The sequence below is a fragment of the Lachnoclostridium edouardi genome, assembly GCF_900240245.1.
GTDB lineage: Bacteria > Bacillota > Clostridia > Lachnospirales > Lachnospiraceae > Lachnoclostridium_A > Lachnoclostridium_A edouardi.
Genome location: NZ_OESQ01000001.1, coordinates 1564147 through 1582412, shown reverse-complemented (window position 1 = coordinate 1582412; position 18266 = coordinate 1564147). Strand labels below are relative to the sequence as shown.

At 39.6% G+C, this 18266-nt stretch carries 19 protein-coding genes and 2 pseudogenes; 10 read left to right on the top strand and 11 right to left on the bottom strand.

Features of this window, described 5'->3' with window-relative positions; translation table 11 throughout:
• Positions 1 to 452: 452 nt before the first annotated feature.
• From C1A07_RS07390 to C1A07_RS07365, 6 genes are all read right to left on the bottom strand, one after another.
• Positions 453 to 1211, bottom strand: coding sequence for a type IV secretory system conjugative DNA transfer family protein (locus tag C1A07_RS07390; RefSeq protein WP_101876544.1), 759 nt, complete (start codon positions 1209 to 1211; stop codon positions 453 to 455).
• Positions 1204 to 2010, bottom strand: coding sequence for a hypothetical protein (locus C1A07_RS07385; RefSeq protein ID WP_101876543.1), 807 nt, complete (start codon positions 2008 to 2010; stop codon positions 1204 to 1206). Before C1A07_RS07385 ends, C1A07_RS07390 begins: the two co-directional genes overlap by 8 nt.
• Positions 2011 to 2030: 20 nt before the next feature.
• Positions 2031 to 2282 (bottom strand): hypothetical protein, encoded by a 252-nt coding sequence (locus tag C1A07_RS07380; RefSeq protein WP_101876542.1) that lies wholly within the window; start codon positions 2280 to 2282, stop codon positions 2031 to 2033.
• A 158-nt stretch (positions 2283 to 2440) separates the two neighbouring features.
• Positions 2441 to 3370, bottom strand: a complete 930-nt coding sequence (locus tag C1A07_RS07375; protein ID WP_101876541.1) for a DDE-type integrase/transposase/recombinase — start codon at positions 3368 to 3370, stop codon at positions 2441 to 2443.
• A gap of 150 nt (positions 3371 to 3520) precedes the next feature.
• Positions 3521 to 3904 carry a helix-turn-helix domain-containing protein gene (locus tag C1A07_RS07370; RefSeq protein ID WP_101876540.1) on the bottom strand — a complete coding sequence of 128 codons (384 nt, stop codon included), beginning with the start codon at positions 3902 to 3904 and terminating at the stop codon, positions 3521 to 3523.
• Positions 3905 to 4312: 408 nt separating this feature from the next.
• A complete protein-coding gene (locus C1A07_RS07365; RefSeq protein WP_101876539.1) occupies positions 4313 to 4555 on the bottom strand; it encodes a helix-turn-helix domain-containing protein in 243 nt (80 codons plus the stop codon).
• 136 nt (positions 4556 to 4691) lie between these two features.
• Here C1A07_RS07365 and C1A07_RS07360 point away from each other — a divergent pair, with 136 nt between their 5' ends.
• Genes C1A07_RS07360 through C1A07_RS07350 form a run of 3 tightly spaced genes read left to right on the top strand, consistent with a single transcriptional unit; the run spans position 4692 to position 5822 of the window.
• The gene (locus C1A07_RS07360) at positions 4692 to 5210 is read left to right on the top strand and encodes a zinc ribbon domain-containing protein (protein WP_101876538.1); all 519 of its coding nucleotides are present in this window, start codon (positions 4692 to 4694) and stop codon (positions 5208 to 5210) included.
• Positions 5207 to 5611, top strand: coding sequence for a zinc-ribbon domain-containing protein (locus C1A07_RS07355; RefSeq protein WP_101876537.1), 405 nt, complete (start codon positions 5207 to 5209; stop codon positions 5609 to 5611). Before C1A07_RS07360 ends, C1A07_RS07355 begins: the two co-directional genes overlap by 4 nt.
• A 16-nt stretch (positions 5612 to 5627) precedes the next feature.
• Positions 5628 to 5822 carry a hypothetical protein gene (locus tag C1A07_RS07350; protein ID WP_101876536.1) on the top strand — a complete coding sequence of 65 codons (195 nt, stop codon included), beginning with the start codon at positions 5628 to 5630 and terminating at the stop codon, positions 5820 to 5822.
• A gap of 134 nt (positions 5823 to 5956) precedes the next feature.
• Here C1A07_RS07350 and C1A07_RS07345 read toward each other — a convergent pair.
• A protein-coding gene (locus tag C1A07_RS07345) for an IS3 family transposase (RefSeq protein ID WP_101876535.1) occupies positions 5957 to 7323 on the bottom strand; the annotation gives its coding sequence in 2 pieces (ribosomal slippage) (positions 5957 to 6822 and positions 6822 to 7323; 1368 coding nt in all).
• 797 nt (positions 7324 to 8120) lie between these two features.
• Between C1A07_RS07345 and C1A07_RS07340 the strand changes: the two genes are divergently transcribed.
• Positions 8121 to 8621, top strand: coding sequence for a hypothetical protein (locus tag C1A07_RS07340; RefSeq protein WP_101876534.1), 501 nt, complete (start codon positions 8121 to 8123; stop codon positions 8619 to 8621).
• A gap of 294 nt (positions 8622 to 8915) precedes the next feature.
• Here the strand turns inward: C1A07_RS07340 and C1A07_RS07335 are convergent.
• Positions 8916 to 9314, bottom strand: a pseudogene (locus C1A07_RS07335) (IS110 family transposase); the annotation flags it as partial.
• A gap of 296 nt (positions 9315 to 9610) precedes the next feature.
• Here C1A07_RS07335 and dctP (C1A07_RS16545) point away from each other — a divergent pair.
• From dctP (C1A07_RS16545) to C1A07_RS07310, 5 genes are read left to right on the top strand one after another with little or no spacing between them, the layout of a single operon-like run.
• Positions 9611 to 10093, top strand: a complete 483-nt coding sequence (gene dctP / locus C1A07_RS16545; RefSeq protein ID WP_180952204.1) for a TRAP transporter substrate-binding protein DctP — start codon at positions 9611 to 9613, stop codon at positions 10091 to 10093.
• A complete protein-coding gene (dctP, locus tag C1A07_RS16540) occupies positions 10074 to 10667 on the top strand; it encodes a TRAP transporter substrate-binding protein DctP (RefSeq protein ID WP_101876532.1) in 594 nt (197 codons plus the stop codon). Before dctP (C1A07_RS16545) ends, dctP (C1A07_RS16540) begins: the two co-directional genes overlap by 20 nt.
• Positions 10668 to 10691: 24 nt before the next feature.
• The gene (locus C1A07_RS07320) at positions 10692 to 11168 is read left to right on the top strand and encodes a TRAP transporter small permease (RefSeq protein ID WP_101876531.1); all 477 of its coding nucleotides are present in this window, start codon (positions 10692 to 10694) and stop codon (positions 11166 to 11168) included.
• Positions 11159 to 12424 carry a TRAP transporter large permease gene (locus C1A07_RS07315; protein WP_101876530.1) on the top strand — a complete coding sequence of 422 codons (1266 nt, stop codon included), beginning with the start codon at positions 11159 to 11161 and terminating at the stop codon, positions 12422 to 12424. Before C1A07_RS07320 ends, C1A07_RS07315 begins: the two co-directional genes overlap by 10 nt.
• 22 nt (positions 12425 to 12446) lie before the next feature.
• Complete coding sequence (locus C1A07_RS07310; protein WP_101876529.1) at positions 12447 to 13442, top strand: C-terminal binding protein; 996 nt, start codon at positions 12447 to 12449, stop codon at positions 13440 to 13442.
• 96 nt (positions 13443 to 13538) lie between these two features.
• Here the strand turns inward: C1A07_RS07310 and C1A07_RS07305 are convergent.
• Positions 13539 to 15134: pseudogene (locus C1A07_RS07305) on the bottom strand (PTS transporter subunit EIIC); the annotation flags it as partial.
• 410 nt (positions 15135 to 15544) lie between these two features.
• On the opposite strand from C1A07_RS07305, the gene srtB reads away from it, so the two are divergent.
• Complete coding sequence (srtB, locus tag C1A07_RS07300) at positions 15545 to 16348, top strand: class B sortase (RefSeq protein ID WP_101876527.1); 804 nt, start codon at positions 15545 to 15547, stop codon at positions 16346 to 16348.
• A 32-nt stretch (positions 16349 to 16380) separates the two neighbouring features.
• Here srtB and C1A07_RS07295 read toward each other — a convergent pair whose 3' ends face one another.
• Together C1A07_RS07295 and C1A07_RS07290 are read right to left on the bottom strand one after the other, a co-directional pair.
• The gene (locus C1A07_RS07295) at positions 16381 to 17754 is read right to left on the bottom strand and encodes an MATE family efflux transporter (protein WP_101876526.1); all 1374 of its coding nucleotides are present in this window, start codon (positions 17752 to 17754) and stop codon (positions 16381 to 16383) included.
• Between the two features lie 22 nt (positions 17755 to 17776).
• Entirely contained in the window at positions 17777 to 18232 is a 456-nt protein-coding gene (locus C1A07_RS07290; RefSeq protein WP_101876525.1) for a MarR family winged helix-turn-helix transcriptional regulator, read from the bottom strand.
• Positions 18233 to 18266 lie beyond the last annotated feature (34 nt).

Here is an 18266-nt window from a genome sequence, read left to right as displayed (position 1 = left end):
AATGTAGGCTCTGTTTTCTTCTGCCGTACCTTGTGCTTCCTCAATGTGAGCAGATGAAAAGATTTTTTTATACTGGAAAAGTATACAGGGTTTTTAAATTGTACAAACAGATGGGTGTGGGGAGTTTTTGAAATTTCATCGCACATACACCAGTAAATAATATTTTCCCAGCCGGATAGTTTTTCTTTAATTGCCTGATGGGAACAGTTTTTATGTTTATCTGGGTTGTTAAATGTTAATTGGTATTTTCGGCTACGCCGATTATTATTGACAGTTTTTTTGTGTTTGTCATAAGATTTCCTTTCTAAGTTCCGGCACAGAGCTGACACAACGGAAAAATATGCCGGAACGATTGTATTTAACGGTTTTTGACACTGACACCGAAGTTGTGGTAATACTAACAACTTCGGTATGATAGGAGGGAACAGGTTCCCTCCTACGCCCCAAACGCCTTATGCTTTGCACGGCATTTGGGGCGTTTCGTAGCGAGTTGTTCCAGCAATAATATCAGCTTCCAGTAAATCCATGCGGTTAATGTTTGGAACACGCACGGAGTGAAAATTAGAGCCATTTGCAAGCAAATATCCCGTACCTCTCATACGATTTGGAAGCATTTCTGAACGGAAATCAGAAAACAGCATTTGCTGACTTTCTTTGGACATATTTCCAAGGCCAATGGCAAGATTAAAATTATCTCTGGCAGTGCCAAAGGTACTTGCATCAGCTCTCTGCTGACTGATGATAATTTGAAGGTTAAAGCTTCGCCCCATCATTAAAAGTCTGGATAATGTTTGAAGAGCATTTGCAGATGCTTTTTTGTCGGTACTTAAACTGCTGATAAAGGAAGCCCATTCATCAAAGTATAAAATTACAAGATGGCGGTCAGAACTTTCTTTCTGGCGTTCGACCAGAAGACTGTTCATTTTTTCCAGTCCGTTGGCACAGTCCATGAAGCGATAGTAATTTTTTGCATCAGCTAAAAAAGCATAGTCTTTATCAGCTTTCATATCGCAAATAATCAGTTCGCTTTGGGCATAGTAACGTGAAAGTTTTGCCAGTATCAGCTTGCATAGATAAGTTTTTCCTGAACCAGTAGCCCCTACAACAATGATATGCGGACTATGCTGGGGATTCCAGAAAATATCTTTTCGAACCGATAATTGATAAAAGGCGTCATCTAGGAGAATAGGGATAGCAGTATTGTCATCCATAAATATTATCACCAGATGAAAATACAGGTGCAAGAGAACAGGTATCTTGCAGAGTAGTTTCGTTATAATCAAGACACAAGGTTATATAACTATGAGAATCGCTTGGCTCGCCCATAATATGTAGGAATGTATTCGGCTTTGGAGGGCATAGGCCAGCAATCCCGTAAGCACTGATTCTCTGGTTGATAGAGCCTTGCAGTACATCCCGAATAGTTCTAAGGTCATCCGGTTCCAAAAAACAGATAGACATTTTATCTGCTCTATACATTAAAAGATAGCCTGAACCATCCGGTTTTATTTGAATCCGTTGCTCTGGGTTTTCCATAATAATATTGGAAAAGTTGGTCGGCCTTGCAAGACTGATTAAAGATGCAATGCTACGGTCTCTTAAAACATCTATTAGCAGATTACCAATTTTTTCATAAATAGAATTTGCTTTTGGAATCAGTGCCTTTGCCTGTTCTTCCATAGCTTTTCGCCGTTTTGCTTCACGCTGTTCTTTCCCAGATTGCAAACAGGCAAAAACGGCACCTATGGAAATGGAAATTACAACCAATTCACCCATATGATGATTGATAAAACGGCAGATGGACAAGATTAAAAATCCCAGAAGTCCAGCGATACCAGTTAATAGAAACAGAGAACAGATAACAAAGATAAGTTTTTTAACAGTATCTTTGTCTTGAAATGAGTGATATAGGTTCTTGCTTCCTGATGAAATTTTGTTTATACAGGATTCAAAAAAGTCATTTATTTTTTTACCATATAAAATCCTCCTATGCTTGGTTACCCCTACCAATTTAGGTAGGGGCGTATTTATTATTTTGCAGATACAATATCGACAACACGAAGGTAACCTCCGTTCCTTCCTGTACCAAAGTCTGCCGTAATCGTGTAACTTTGGTTTGCTTCAATCTGCGAAAATTGTTCTTCGTTAAGCCTGAGCGTGTCGATAATCGTGCCCTTGTCCTGCATGATGTTAGCAGAATAAGAAACTTGTGGATTTCCAGCGGAATCTTCCCATGGTTTGGAAAGCTTTGCCAGAATAAAAACGTTGGCATTTAGTCTCATTGTTTGATTCTCCTTTTTATTTGATTTCAGAAAAATTGTGTACACGGTTTATCTAATGAAATTATCATAACATTTTCAAAGAGGAAAAAACGCAAAAAAAAGGACAAAACCATCGGATTTTGTCCTTAAAATGTAGGTTTTTCAAACATATGTTACACTTACCGTAAATAATCTCTCAGTACCTCGTTAGGTGTTTTCCATCCCAAAGGCCGCATGGGAAAGTTATTATAACCTCTGCGGTTATATACCTTTAACTGGGCAGCAAAGTCCTCAAAGGAATACAATGTGTGTGTTGCATAAAAACGTTCATTGTCCTTTCGATGACTTCTTTCTACCTTTCCATTATGCCGTGGCGTAAAGGGCCGGATCTTTTTGTGCTTAATCCCATACTGGCGCAGCCTTTCCTCAAATAGGGTAAGGTTTTCCTCCCGTTTTGTTCCTGTAAACCGTTTAGTGAATTCACTTCCGTTATCTGTCTGGACACACTGAATGGGCAGAGGAAAGACCTTCACCAGGTGATCAAGAAATACAGCGGAAGAGTAAGTATTGTGCTCCTCAAAGGCCTCCACAAAGCGCCAGCGTGAGTATTCGTCAATAGCAGTGTATTGAAAGAAGCTCTGTCCCTGTGCCTGATTCACCAGACAGATAGAGGGAACAAACTTTACATCAATCTGAATTCGCTGCCCAGGAAAAAGCATCTGTTCATAGGGCTTAGGAACGTACTTGGGATTAGCAGGCTTAACAGCCATCATTTTCTGTTTGCGAAGAAAGCGGTAAAGCCCGGAAATAGAACGGGAATAGCCGCGGTGCATAAGTTTTACCCAGAAGATAACCAGTCCAGCATTAGGGTTTCTGCGTCGCATATGAGAGATGAGAGAGATCTCCTGAGGGGTATGCTGATTGGGATGGTGAAGAGGTCTTCTGGAACGATCCCTAAGGGAGTCCCAGGAGCCGTCAAAGCGACGTTTCCAGCGGTAGATATACTGTCTGTTAGTTTTATATTTGACAGCGGCTTTGGAGACGCCAAATTTTTCAGCGAAACGAATTAGTGATAGACGATACCTCATATCTTGTGTTATAGTAGCCATAGCAGAGAACTCCTTTTGGTTAGTTTTTGTTGTGGTGACTAAACTATAACACAAAAGGCAGTATCTCTGCTTTTTAATTATTCAGTTGTAACACATGTATTGTAAAACTACAAAAACCATCGGATTTTGTCCTTAAAAATACTTGACAATTTAAAAATGTTCGTTCTCTAAAAACATTTTAAACTCTTTCAGGCTGAAGGCTATAGAATTAGAAGCTTTAAAAAGGCGCTCATATATGAGTTTCTGCTTTTGATATAAATACAGATTATCACAGAATCCCACCATTTTGTTTGGCGAAATTTTGTAAATTTGGCAGAGAGTGAGTAATACATTTGATGGAATTGGTAATTCTCCGTTTTCGTAGCGTCTATAGTTCGAACGAGAAATTTTTACGCTATTCAGTTCTAATTCCTGGAGGATTTTTTTCTCTGAATAGCCGTGCTCGGTTCTTAGAATACTTATTTTTTTAGCGATTGCCTCTTGGTCGTAGTGAAATGAAAAAGAGCTGGAGTTCGGACTTTCAAAATTGTTCATGGTAGTACCTCCTAAAATTCAAGATATTATTTTATGGCAAGGGGGCGTCTGAACTCCTTTCGCTTTTTGGACAAAAAAAATCGCCCCCACCCAAAAAGTAGGGACGAAAAGGCAAACTTTAATAAACGTATCTGCTACATGATACACATAAAAATCAACACCCTCCAAAAACTCTTTTTGGGAATACCATTGACGAGGTGTATCCGCAAAAACAAATACGAAACACCCTTAAATAGGTGAAATCGGAAACTTTATATATTTGCGATTCCATCCCTACTTAGGGATGACAAGTGCACTCGCATCTTGCCATATATGCAATTTTGAAGGTCATGTGTGAATCGCCATCACACGATTTAATTATAACTTTTTTTGATAAAAATGACAAGAATAATATGATACATTTTTAATTTAACGTATTTCCTGTTCTAAACTATCAAAAAGGGGGGATGAGAAAAAATCTGATAAAGTTAATTCAAGTCCGTCACATATTTTTTTTACGGTAGATAGAGAGATGTCTCGTCTTTTGGAATCCATAATGCTATATATAGTGGATGGTGTAATGCCGCATATATTGGCCAGTTCATTATAGGCAATTCCCCTTTCTTTGCATAATTGTTCAATTCTTTTAGCAGTAGCGTCTTTTACGGTCATAGTAGAATGTCCTCCTGTTTTGCTTGAAATAAGATATAAAAATCTTATTATTTTGGACGCACAGGCGTATACGCACTTGCGCATATTGCGTAAACGTGCTATACTTAGCGTGAAAAATTTTTACAAGGGGGAAAGTATGCTAGAAAAAGTTAAGAAGGGCATAAATAAAGGTTTATTATCTGCAAGTGTTATTTCCAGTACATATTTAGAAATTGGAAAAATCAAAGGAAAAATGGAAAAGGAAAAAGAAGAGATTAACCAATGTTTTAGTGAACTGGGAAATCAAATTTATGAATTGTGGAAAGCAGATAGTATGGATATGTCTGTAATTGACAATATTTGTAAAAAAATTCAAAGTAAAGAAACGGCTGTGGAAACGTATGTTCAAGAGATAGTTCGTTTGGAAGAAGAAAAAGAGAGGGTTTTAAAAAAAGAAAACAGGTTAGATACTGAAACATATATAAGGTGTCAAACTTGCGGAGGGAAAAATGCAAGGGATGGGAAATTCTGTGTTCAGTGTGGCTCGGCATTGCCTAATATTTCCCAAGATGAGGAAGATAATAAAAAAACATGCAGTTGTGGAGCAGTTTGTGGGAGTGATGCGAAATTCTGCACGGTATGCGGTAAATTATTATTAGAGGAGGATATAAAATGAGTGAGAAAAAGTTTTGTCAAGAATGTGGAGCGGTACTTGAAACAAATGTCGCATTTTGTCCCGAATGTGGAAAGAAAGTGCAAGAAGTTATGGATAAGCCAGATAAAAAAACTGGAGAGAACTCATCAAATGCATCAGGGTTTCTGTGGACTAGGTTTTTTAACTTTATGAATTATACAGTGCTTGTCTTTGCAGTTTTAATTTTATTATTTTCTCTTTATGCATTTGTGGAAGATAAAGCTATGTTTCTGATAGGGACAATAATTTTTGTGTTGTTATTGTATGCTGTGAGTACTTCTATGGTATTTGGTGCCATGGCATTAAATATAGAAAAAATGACAAACAATCTTAATTGTATTGAAAAATTATTGAAGGATGCACAGCCAATGCAAAAAGAATAGAAGGGAGAATGACATTGTGAAAAAGCTACAGATAACCGTTTTACTTATATGTGCAATGATGTACATAACAGGATGTACAAAAACCTGTAAAATTGAAGGATGTAAAAATGAAATATATAAAGAAGGATTATGCCAGAAGCATTATTATATAAATCAGGGGGCAGATGCAGTAGAGGGCGTTGTAAATGGATTAATGGAACTTGTACAATAAAATAAGCAGTCAGGAGGTTGATAGACAGAGAATAGCTATCAACCTCTTTTGCAATTATGGCATAATTGACAGTAATACGAAAACCTGTCAAGAACAAGCTTTGTCTGAAGTGACCCCCAAAAGTTGCACAAGAGTTATGCGGCAAAGCTGTTTTGAATTCTGTATTGGACAGGACTTAATCCATTCAATTTTTCTTTGATTCGGTTGTAGTTATAGTATTCAAGATAAGCGACCAGTTCCTGGCAGAACTCGTCTAATGATTGGAACGTCCGCAGGTATAGCAATTCCGATTTTAACAGTCCGAAAAAGTTTTCCATAACCGCATTGTCCAGACAGTTTCCCTTTCTGGACATACTTTGCCGAATGCCTTTTTCTAACAGTCTTTTTTGATACCTAACGTTCTGATATTGCCAGCCCTGATCCGAATGAAGGATCAGCCCGCTGCTGTCCGGGAGCCGGGAGAACGCTTTATCCAGCATCTCATCCACCTGGCGGTAATTAGCCCGTTCACTGATGGCATAGCTGATGATCTCACCATTATACAGGTCAAGCACAGGAGAGAGATAAAGTTTGCTTCCAAACAGGGAAAACTCAGTCACATCAGTTACCCATTTCTGATTCGGCCTTTCCGCATGGAAATCTCTAGCCAGTAGATTTGGTGCAATCTTGCCGACTTCTCCACGGTAAGAACGATACTTTTTCATTCGTACCATATATTTCAGGCCTGATTCCTTCATCAGCTTTTGTACCGTCTTGTGGTTCAGACAAAAGCCCCTGTTGCGTAATTCCATACCAATCCGCCGATACCCGTACCGGCCTTGATTCTCCTGATAAATTGCTATGATTTCCGCCCTTTCTTTTGCGTATTTATCCACAGCATTGGCTTTCCGGGAATAGTAGTAGTATGTACTTCGGGGAATGCCGGCCAGTTTAAGTAATGCTGCCAGAGGATAATCACGCCTTAATTCTGTAACAGCAGCCACAACATCGCTTATTCGGGTTTTTCCCGCTTCTGAATTAAGGCGTTTAATTTTTTTAGGTAATCATTCTCCATTCTTAACCGGTAATTTTCTTCTGACAGCCGCTTGTTTTCCTGTTGCAGCTCCGACTGTTCCTGCTTCTTTTGTCGCTTTTCGCTGCCTTTTGTCGCCTGCTTTTTCATAAGTCCCTGTGCACCTTCCTTTTGGAATTTCTTCTCCCACCGGCACACTGTTACAACATCAAGGCAAAAGTGCATAGCTGTCTGTGTACAGGATAAGTGATGTTCCTGCTTGTATTGTAACACTTTTAGGCGAAACTCGCCATCAAAGCCTTTTTGTCGGCCAACCAGATTTCTGCTTAGAAGTCCTTTTGTACCATGCAGCTTATACAAGTTTACCCATTTTTCAATTGGCGTACAGGATACGCAAAATTTCTCGGATGCCTCTTTGCGTGTATGCCCTTCCAGTACATACTGAACAACCGCTAATTTTAATTCCTCACTGAACAATTCTTTTCCCATAGATTTCTGCATCCCTTTCGTTGACTTTCTTGTCCAACTTTTGGGGTGCAGTTCATCTGCTGAGACAGATTCTTGACAGGTTTTTTTATCAAAGATAAGATATAAAAACTATTCGATTTCTAACCTATATAGTTACATACGCACTTGCGTACAAAAGAAAGAAGGTTATACTAATAAAGTAAACCGTAAATAATATTTTTGTAATTGAAGGATGGGTATGAAGAAATTGAAAAAGACAATTCTTGTAACAGTAGCAATGTCTGTGGCAATGACCAGTACATCATTTGCCGCTTGGAAAAACGGAACAGGCGAAAATCAAGACAAATGGTAGTATGATAATGGGAATGGAGCTTATACAAGTAATGGCTGGCAATGGATTGATGGAAACAATGATGGAGTCGCTGAGTGCTATTATTTTGACGCTAATGGCTGGTTACTGGTAAATACTACAACGTAAGATGGCTATACCGTTAATAAAGGCGGTGCGTGGGTAAAAAATGGAAACATTCAAACATAAGGCGTAAATATACCAGTAGTCTCCATTAGTGAAGGTGATTTTGTTGTGTCTGGTATTAACTCAGTCACACGTAACAATGCTGACTGTAGTATCATTACGAATTGGAAACGCATAGGATATGATATTGACCCAATGCCTTATCATGTATTTGTAACTGGGGATTCTTTAACAACAGCTAGGGGGTATTGCGTTAGGGATATTAAAGAATGATGTATTAGAAAAATATGGAAATATAGCGTCTCAGAATTATAATGCTGGCTCCGGTAAATGGTATCAATTTATGGTTGCAAGTGGCAATGCAGAAGCAAATATAATTGCTCAAGCGGCTTCTGTTCTGGATTATTTTACAAATCCGTATGGAATTAGATTCTACTTTAATAGTCAAGAACAATTGATAGGTGTTGTATATTATCGTGACGCAGCTATCAGCAATAACGATACTTCTACAAATTATACTGGTGGCTATGAATACTGTGGTGGGGCATCTTACCTGTACTATGGTCAAACCGGAAATTTTGAATTACATGCTGAAACAACTGATTCATCAGAAGAACAGTGGTTTGATAAAATTTATCCGGCAGATTCTGTCAATCATGGCTCTTTTACAATAGTAAGTGCAACAAGTGAGAAATTTCTGTATAGTGAATATGGAGAAACATATCAGTTTATTAATTCTGAAGGCAAATGGTTTAATGATGAAAATGCAGATAGTGCATTACAGGAAGCCGAAAAAAATGTAGATAGCTATTTTGAACTTTTAGAAGATGAAAGAGTCTCTTAAAGCACAGAGACGGATTTTGATTATCATGGAGAAGCAGATAACGTAAATAGTAATTATGGTTGGCCGGATAAAGGACGTTTAAAAATCACTGCGTTATATTCAAAAACTAATTAAGTAGTAAAATGAATTTATTAGGGCTGGATTGGAAACAATTGCTAATCCAGCCATATTTTATTTATTGTGCAAAATAATAGTAATTATGAACTGTTTACTAAGTTGAAGACAGTTTGAAGACACATAGAAGACAGTGTGCATTCCTCCTTAATTTTATTGGGTTTTTATTGGCGGTAGGGTTCGAGTAAATTCACGCAGGATACGGATTGGTTTGCAAGGGATATAGCTTCCCGGAACCAGCCCTAACCGAAACAAATGCCCAATCCATTTGGAATCTTTCGTGTCGTCTTTATTGCCTTTGACAGCTTTTACCCATTTAGGGTTAGCGATAGTGACGTTTATTTCGTCTTCTAAAAGGTTAAAGACAGGAACCCAGTATTTTCCGGTAGATTCCATACAGACATCACGACATTGATTTTTAAGAAGCCATTCTTTGAATTGCAGAATAGAATTGTTAAAGGTAGAGAAACGCTTCTTTTGATAGGAAGGTTCCACACCGGAAGTGGTTTTGATGATTGTGGCAACGAGAAAAGATTTGTGAACATCAATGCCACAACAGGTTTGATAAACAACTTTCATACTCTGGAGCTCCTTTCAACATGAGATAAAGAAGCCATTGACTGTTCCACCACACATTTAACAGAGACGTTAAAACAATTCTTACTGTACGGTCTAAAAGAGCCACTTATTTGTGCTTGAAAGAAGGAACTTACACTGATTTTTATGCTGTCTAAAACCGAAGAAAGTCTTTACGACTCACCTCCCCGTGCTTTGTAGTGTAGCTTCTATAAGAAGTATTTTATCAATAACGTGGAGAATTGGAAGACTTTCATTACTATTTGTGCCGCCGACTTGGCGGCGGAATGGATATTTTTATGAAATTAAAATCATTAAGGTTATTTATTTTAACAGGCTTAGCTATGGCCGCTTTCACAGGATGTGTTGGAAATTCAGGGGTAAAGACAGAAAGCAGTCAGAGTGTACAGGAAACAAAAGGGACAGACCGTTCTGATGCAATTACAATTAAAGTCTCTTTAACTACGGCAGAAACCCATTCCTGCAATCAAAGTTTTGAGACCTTTAAGCAGGTGTTGGAGGAAATAAGCGGGGGGCAGTTTTATGTAGAAATTTATCCAAATGGCCAGATGGGCAACGACAGAGAAAGTGTGGAGGATGTTCAGCTGAACAATATACAGATGACGAATATATCCAGCGCTATTGTAGCCCAGTTTGAACCGTCCTTAGCTGTGTTTGACCTGCCGTTTCTTTTTGAAAGCCGGGAAACCCTGCACCAAATGTTTGAGGATGAAAATATAGGGGGGAGTTCTCTGCTCCAACATGGAGGAAAAGGGATTTAAGTGCCTGGGCTTTTGGGACGCAGGATACCGCCATTTAACAAATGGCAAAAAAACCATTAAAACGCCGGAAGATTTAAAAGGAATGAAAATCAGAACTATGAGCAGCGATTACCATATAAAAGCCTGGGAATTGTATGGGGCTACGCCTACACCGGTAGCTTTTACAGAGCTTTTTACAGCCCTCCAGCAGGGTACAGTAGATGGGCAGGAAAATCCATATGGGTTAATTGTATCTCAGAAATTCTATGAGGTTCAGCCTTATTTAAGCACTACTGGCCACAGACTGACAGTGGCGCCTTTGATTATAAGCAAGGAATTTTATGACAGTCTGACAGATCAACAACAGTTATGGATTCAGGAGGCTGCTACAGAAGCAACTTTGGCTAATAAAAAGTTTGCAGAGGAAGAAGAGGAAACAGCGAAGAAGGAGATTCTGTCTGCAGGAGTGGAAATCTATGAAATGACAGGAGAGGAAAAAGAAAAATTTCGCGATTTGGCTCAGCCTATCTATGAAAGCATGAAGGAGACTGTAGATTCTAAACTCATTCAGGCTATTGTAGATTTTCAGGGATAAAGCCATATAAAGGGGGAAGGTTGTTTGGGAAAAAAGAAAAACAGGAAAATTGAAGAATACATAGCAGGAGCTTTATTATTTGTTGTATTTGGGGCTGTAATGATTCAGGTAGTTAACCGCTTTCTAGTTAAAATTTCGATTCCATGGACAGAAGAGCTGGCCAGATATGCATTTATATGGCTGTCATTTATAGGAGTGGGAATAGGAGTAAAAAGAAAAAGCCACATGTCAGTGGAGCTTTTAAGAAATGCTTTGGGGAAAAATGAAAAGTATTTGCTGATTTTAGTGGATATTATTATGCTGGCAATTTTTGTTATCTCCGCTGTTTATGGGTACAAACTGACAGGGAAGCTGCTGGCTTCCGGTCAAAAAAGTCCTGCTTTAAAGCTGAGTATGGGTTATGTTTATCTGGCGGCGCCTGTAGGATTTACGCTGGCTGCTTTGCACATTGTAATACAGTATGCAAGGAAGCTGAGAAAAGGAGGAGAAACATGGTGGTAGGCATTTTATTTCTCTTATTTCTGGCGCTTCTGGCATTAGCAGTGCCTATTGGCGGGGCGTTGGCAGGGGTGTGTCTGGTGGGAACAGATGTATTTGGAATAATGAAACCAGACTTATATGTAAGGACCTTAGTAACAGCAATAGACACATTTCCTATTTTGGCAGTCGCCTTGTTTATGATTTCAGGAGAGTTAATGTCAAAGGGCGGCATTGCCAGACAGCTGTTTCATGTAGCTCACGGGCTGGTAGGAAAAATGACGGCAGGACATGCCTTGGCGGCAATCCTTACATGTATGATGTTTGGAGCAATTTCAGGTTCAGGTCCTGCAGCAGTTGCGGCTATCGGCGGTTTAATGATTCCAATGATGTCTAAAATTGGATATGATAAAACATTTTCAGCTGCTTTAATTGCAGCTGCAGGAGGGCTGGGAGTTATTATTCCTCCCAGTATCCCCATGGTTATGTACGGGGTGACAACAGGCGTGTCTGTCAGCGATCTGTTTGCCGCAGGAGTAGTTCCGGGGATTATTTCAGGTCTGGCTTTAATGATCTATGCTTATTGGTATTGTAAAAAAACAAAACCAGTAATTGTGTGGGATGAAGAAGAAAAAGGCATATTGACTATTATAAATGAAAGCAAATGGTCTCTGCTGTTTCCGGTGATTATATTAGGAGGAATTTACGGAGGTATTTTTACTCCTACAGAGGCGGCGGCAGTAGCTGTATTTTATGCTCTTATTATTTCCATATTTGTGACAAGACAGATTAAAATCAAAGAGGTGCCCCAGATTTTTGTGGAATCTGCCGCCAGTATAGGACCGCTGATGTTTGTAGTAACAGCGGCAACTGTATTTGGAAAGATACTGACCCTTTTACAGACTCCTGTAATTGTAGCGGAAGCCTTATCAAAGGTGACAAATAACATATTAATTCTGCTGCTTATTATTAATATATTTTTACTGTTTGTAGGAGCAATCATGGATACTGTGGCGGCGATTGTAATTTTAGCTCCCATTCTTCTGCCTTTAGTAGAGGCCTACGGAGTTCATCCTATACATTTTGGAATTATTATGGTAGTGAATCTGGCAATTGGATTTATTACGCCGCCTATTGGAATTAATCTTTATGTAGCCAGCGGAATCAGCAATGTGCCTATTATGCAGATCGTAAAAAAGGCCTTGCTGCCTATGGTTGCTTTAGGAGCAGCGCTTTTCATCATTACATATATTGAAGGATTATCCTTGATTTTTGCGTAAAAGTAAGGGGGAAGGAGAAAAAATGTATATTTTCGGGATAGCAGATCCTCATACATTAGGGGAAAATGAATTTATTTTGGAAAAACAGCTTTTAGAGGGAACTGGGATTGAATTAAGGACTTACAGTTGTTATTCAGAAGAGGATGTAATAAAACAAATGGCAGAGTGTGATTATTGCGGGGTAGTATCAGTGCCATTTACCAGAAGGGTAATAGAAAATCTGCCTAAATGTAAAGGGATTTTCAGATATGGAATTGGAGTAGACAATATTGATCTGCAGGCAGCATCTGAAAATGGAATAGCTGTGTGCTATGAGCCTAAGTACTGTGTGGAGGATGTTGCTGCATTAGGTTTTGCTCTACTTTTAGGATTATCCAGAAAAACTGTGCTGCTGGACAGAAATATCAGAAAAGGCTTATGGGGATTTAAGGCGGGATATGAGTCCCATAGACTGCAGGGCAAGGTGCTGGGCCTGTTGGGGTTTGGAAACATTGGAAAACGGCTTAGGGAAATGGTGAAAATTTTTGATATGCAGGTTATTGCATATGATCCTTTTCTCAGCGACCAGGAAGCGCAGCAATATCATATAAATAAAGTGAAGCTGAACCAGCTGCTAGAACAATCGGACTTTTTATCTGTTCACTGCCCCCTGACTGAGGAAACACGTCATATGTTGTCAGAAGAGCAATTTAAAATAATGAAGCCTACAGCTCATTTAATCAATACCTCCAGAGGAGGAATTGTTGATACGCAGGCCTTAGTAGAAGCGCTTAGAAATAAAGAAATATGCGGAGCTGCATTAGATGTCCATGAAAAAGAGCCGGTGCCGGCAGATCATCCGCTGTGCCAAATGGAACAAGTGATTTTAACGCCTCATTCCGGATTTTATACAGAAGAGGCATTTATAACCTTGAGAGAAAATATTGTGAAACAAGTAGCTGCTCTCTCTAAAGAAGAGAAACCAATTTATATTATAAATCCGCAGGTATTAGAAAGCAGGAATCCTAAGGCTCTTTAAGAAAGGTTATTAGCCGGTCCTGCAAAAAAATATAGCCCATAATACAAGAATTTCAAGTTATGGGCTATGTTTTTGCTGACTAATAAGTTAATTAAGACTGTTTAAATATCCTTCCAGGTTAGATTTAATGACAGTAACTCTGGGGCCGTAAATAACCTGTATACCGTTGCCTTTTCGCACTACTCCCGCAGCGCCGCTGGCTTTTAAGGTACTGTCATTGACCAGAGAGGGATCTGCCACAGTCACTCTAAGTCTGGTAGCGCAGCAATCTACATCGCTGATGTTTTCTCTGCCGCCTAGTCCCTGGGCGATTAAAACAGAGATTTCGTCAGCTGAATCTGTTTTGGAGGAAGCCTTTTGAGCTTCCACGTCCTTTCTTGTATACAGCTTAATATTTTCGCTGTTGTCCTCCTGTCCTGGGGTCATTAAATTAAAACGTTTGATCAAGAAGCTAAATAAGAAATAGTAAACAATAAAGTAAATAATGCCAACCCAAACAATGTTCAGCCAGTCTGTTTTTCCGTTGCCCTGGATAATGCCAAATAAAGTCAGGTCGATTAGACCGCCTGAGAAGGTCATGCCTACGCCTACATTCAGTATGTGCATAAGCATATAGGCCGCGCCTGCAAACACACAGTGAATTACATAAAGCGCAGGGGCTACAAACAGAAATGTAAATTCAATAGGCTCTGTAATTCCTGTCAGCATAGAGGTAAGGGCAGCTGACAGAAGAAGTCCTTCCACAGCTTTTTTATTGGCCGGTTTGGCGCAGCGGTACATGGCCAAAGCAGCTCCGGGAAGACCAAAGATCATTAAAGGGAATTTTCCGGACATAAAACGGGTAGCTTCCACGCTGAAATGAGTGACTGTAGGGTCGCTCAGCTGGGCGAAGAAAATGTTCTGGGCGCCGGAAATCAGCTGTCCGCCTACCATCATTGTGCCGCCTACGTCAGTCTGCCAGAAGGGCAGATAAAATACATGGTGAAGGCCAAATGGAATTAAGGCTCTTTCTAAAAAGCCATATACCCAGGTGCCTGCATAGCCAGAGGCAATTACTAAATTGCCAAGACCTGTAATGGCAGACTGAATTGGAGGCCATATAAAGAACATGAGAAGTCCTACGCACAGGTAGACCACGGAGCTGATAATAGGCACAAATCTGGTTCCCCCAAAAAAGGAGAGAACTTGAGGAAGTTCAATTTTATAAAAACGGTTGTGAAGGGCCGCCACTCCCAGACCTACAATAATACCGCCGAAAACCCCCATCTGCAGGGAGGTAATGCCTACGGTGGAGGCGATTCGGCCTTCCTCTAAAAGTTCAGCTAAGCTTTCAGGGGTATTGGTAGCCACCAGTAAACCATTAATGGAGGCGTGCATAATCAGGAATGCAATGGCGCCTGATAAAGCGGCCACCTCCTTTTCCTGTTTTGCCATACCAATGGCCACGCCCATGGCAAAAATAATAGGCAAGTTTGCAAATACAATATTTCCAGCGGCGTTAAGTATTTGAAATATTATATTAGGCACAGTGCCCGGCCCTAAAATAGACATTAGTCCGAAGGCTTCAAGCATTGTAGTATTAGTAAAAGAACCTCCGATACCTAAGAAAAGGCCAGCCACAGGCAGAATCGCTATGGGTAGCATAAAAGATCTGCCTACACGCTGTAATACACCAAAAATTTTGTCTTTCATAGTTGTGCTCCTTTTTTATTTTTTACATACAGATATCATTTGTAAAATATTGTTCTTTAGTCATTTTATTAAAGAAAATTTATATTACCTTATAAAGTATTTTATTAAATATTTCGATTTTAACAAAAAATGGTGTTAAAATTGTTTGATTTAATCAAAAATATAAATAATGGAACTAGAATGATTGAAAATATAAACATAAAATATAAAAAACGAACAAAAAGAAAAATGAAAAATACAAAGCGAAAATTAAAAGAAGAACAGAGTTTTGGAAAGAAGCTGGATCTTGTCTAAGGAAATAACCAGATAGGTTGAACAATTTACCTTCAGATCATATAATAAAAGAGCATAGTGTACGAAACTATTTGCTGCCTAAAGTTTACAAAAAATGATTTGAGAAGGTAAAGGTTATGAATGAGAAAAATAGAAAAGGCAGAAAAAGAGCGTTGGCCGTCCTGGCTTTTGCAGTACTTTTTCTGATTGGAGCAGGAATATTTATTATTGGGGAAAGTAAAAAGATAAAAGATGTGGAAGTGGGTGAGGAAACAGAGGAGGCTGTTACTTCTGTTTTTCAGCCGGTGGAGGAAACGCAGCTGGAGACAGAGGAGCAGCTTCAGCCGGAATATATTTCCCCTGTAGATTTCAGTGCTTTGTCCCAGGAAAATTCAGATATTGTGGACTGGATTCGCATTCCGGACACGCCGGTTGATTACCCCATTGTTCAAACCACAGACAATGAAAAATATCTGCATACAGATTTTTATGGAAATAAAAGCGCGGCAGGGGCGATTTTCCTGGATTATGAAAGTGACAGTGCTTTAGAAGGAAGGCATAATATTCTTTACGGACATCACATGAAAAACGGCTCTATGTTTAAGGCAATCGTAAAGTATAAAGATGAGAAATATTTTCAGGAACATCCGTTTTTTACCATTTATACGCCTGAAAAGGAGATTAAAATAAAGGTGATCTCTGCGTACTACGGGGAGCCTAAGGCAGAGATGCGCCAAACTCATTTTTCGTCGGAAGCAGAGTTTGACAATTTTGTAAAAAAGATAACAGAAAAGTGCACGTTTGCCCTACCTTTGGAGGCTCCCATAGACTCTCTCTACACGTTAATTACATGCAGCTATGAATTTCCAGATGCCAGAACCTTTGTAATAGGCGCGGCTGTAGATGAAAACGACCAGATTATTTACAGACAGCAGCCATAAAATGTAAATAACTGCTGCCACGGATTTTAAGGTTAGCGCTTTATTAACGTCATAGTGCGGAATTCCTTCCGAATAAAAAGTACTGCTAATACGGCGGCAAAGAAATCAGCAATAGGCGCAGAGTACATGATGCCGTCAATTCCCATAATCATAGGGAAAATAATCAGCAGGGGAAGCAGGAAAATAATCTGCCTTGTAAGGGACAGAAATACGCCTTTTCCAGCCTGTCCAATAGAAGTAAAGAAATTAGCAGTAATAGGCTGCAGGCCATTGACAAACGTGAAAAACAGAAAAATGCGGAAATACTGTTCTGCAAATCGGAAGTATTCATCGCTGCCTGAGCCGAAGATTCCAATAATCTGCCTTGGAAACAGCTGGAAGCACAGGAAGGAAAGAATTGACAGCACAATACCTGCTCCTGCCGCCTTTTTGTAGGAATCCTGAACTCTCTCATAATTGCCTGCGCCGTAATTGTAGCTGGTAATAGGCTGAAGTCCCTGAGAAATACCGATTACAAGGGAGAAAAACAGCATATTAACCTTGGCGATAATACCTGCACATGCAAGAGGAATATCGCTACCGTAAGAAGACTGGGCTCCATAATAGGTCAAGGTGTTGTTCATAATAATCTGCACAATCATCATAGCCAGCTGGTTAAAGCAGGGGGACATGCCAAGAGAAATAATTGGCAGGCAGAAGGACCGGACAGGCTTAAAGTCTGCAAGTCTGATATGCACAGTTTTAAATCTGGACATATATAAAAGTACCATAACGCCGGAAACAATCTGACCAATAATTGTTGCGTAAGCTGCGCCGGCCATACCCATATTAAATGTAAAAATAAAAAGAGGGTCCAGAATTGTGTTAATTACAGCTCCCACTAAGGTACACACCATGGAGAACTTAGGACTGCCGTCGGCGCGGATTAAGTTGCACCCGCCTGTGCCTACAATTAAAAAAGGAAAGCCTAATGCAGTGATGCCAGTGTAAACTATGGAGTAGTCCAGAGAATCTGGAGTTGCTCCAAAGGCAATCATCATTGGCTTTAAGAAAATTCTTACTATAATACACAGCAGTATACCGATAATCAGCATCATGGAAATCGCAGACCCGGCAAAATGACGGGCTTTTTCTGTTTCCCCTTTTCCCATAGAAAGGTTAAAGTTGGCCGCGCCGCCAATACCGCACAGCAAAGCAATGGAAGTGCAGGTAATGGTAAGAGGGAAAGCGACATTAGTAGCTGCGTTTCCCAGCATTCCTATACTGCGGCCGATAAAAAACTGGTCAACCATATTATAAAGAGAACTGACCAGCATAGCAATAATGCTGGGCACAGCAAAACGCATCAGCAGAACACTGATTTTTTCCGTGCCTAAAGGGTTAGTTTTAGGTTGTGTAAATTCCATAGATAAATCCTCTTTTCTGTAATTAATGATTAGTATTAATGATTTTCATAAGAGTGAGAGATGAGGAATCAGACATTTTCCGAAGAAGGGGAAGTATTATTTCCAGCTCCTCCTGAGATAAATCAGCCTGAGCTGTCAGCTGTTCCCACCACTGTTCTAAGGCGCGGCGAATCACAGGCACCAGCTCCTGTCCCTGGGGAGTAAGAAACAAACTGTAGGTTCTGCCGTCCAGAGCTTCTCTGCGCCGCGTAAGATACCCCTGCCGCTCCAGCTTCTTCATAGAGCGGGTAGCCAAAGCCTCGTCTATAACCATATTCTGACATACTTCTTTTTGGCTGCTTCCAGGGTGAGAAGAAATATAAAGAATAAAATTATAGCTGGAATATCCCAGATCATATTCTCTCATAATGTAATTCAAAAGTTTTCGTTCCTGACGATACAAAATAGAAATATATTTTCCTAAAATAGAAAAAGACATAAACACCTCCTTAATTGACTTATCAAGAATATAA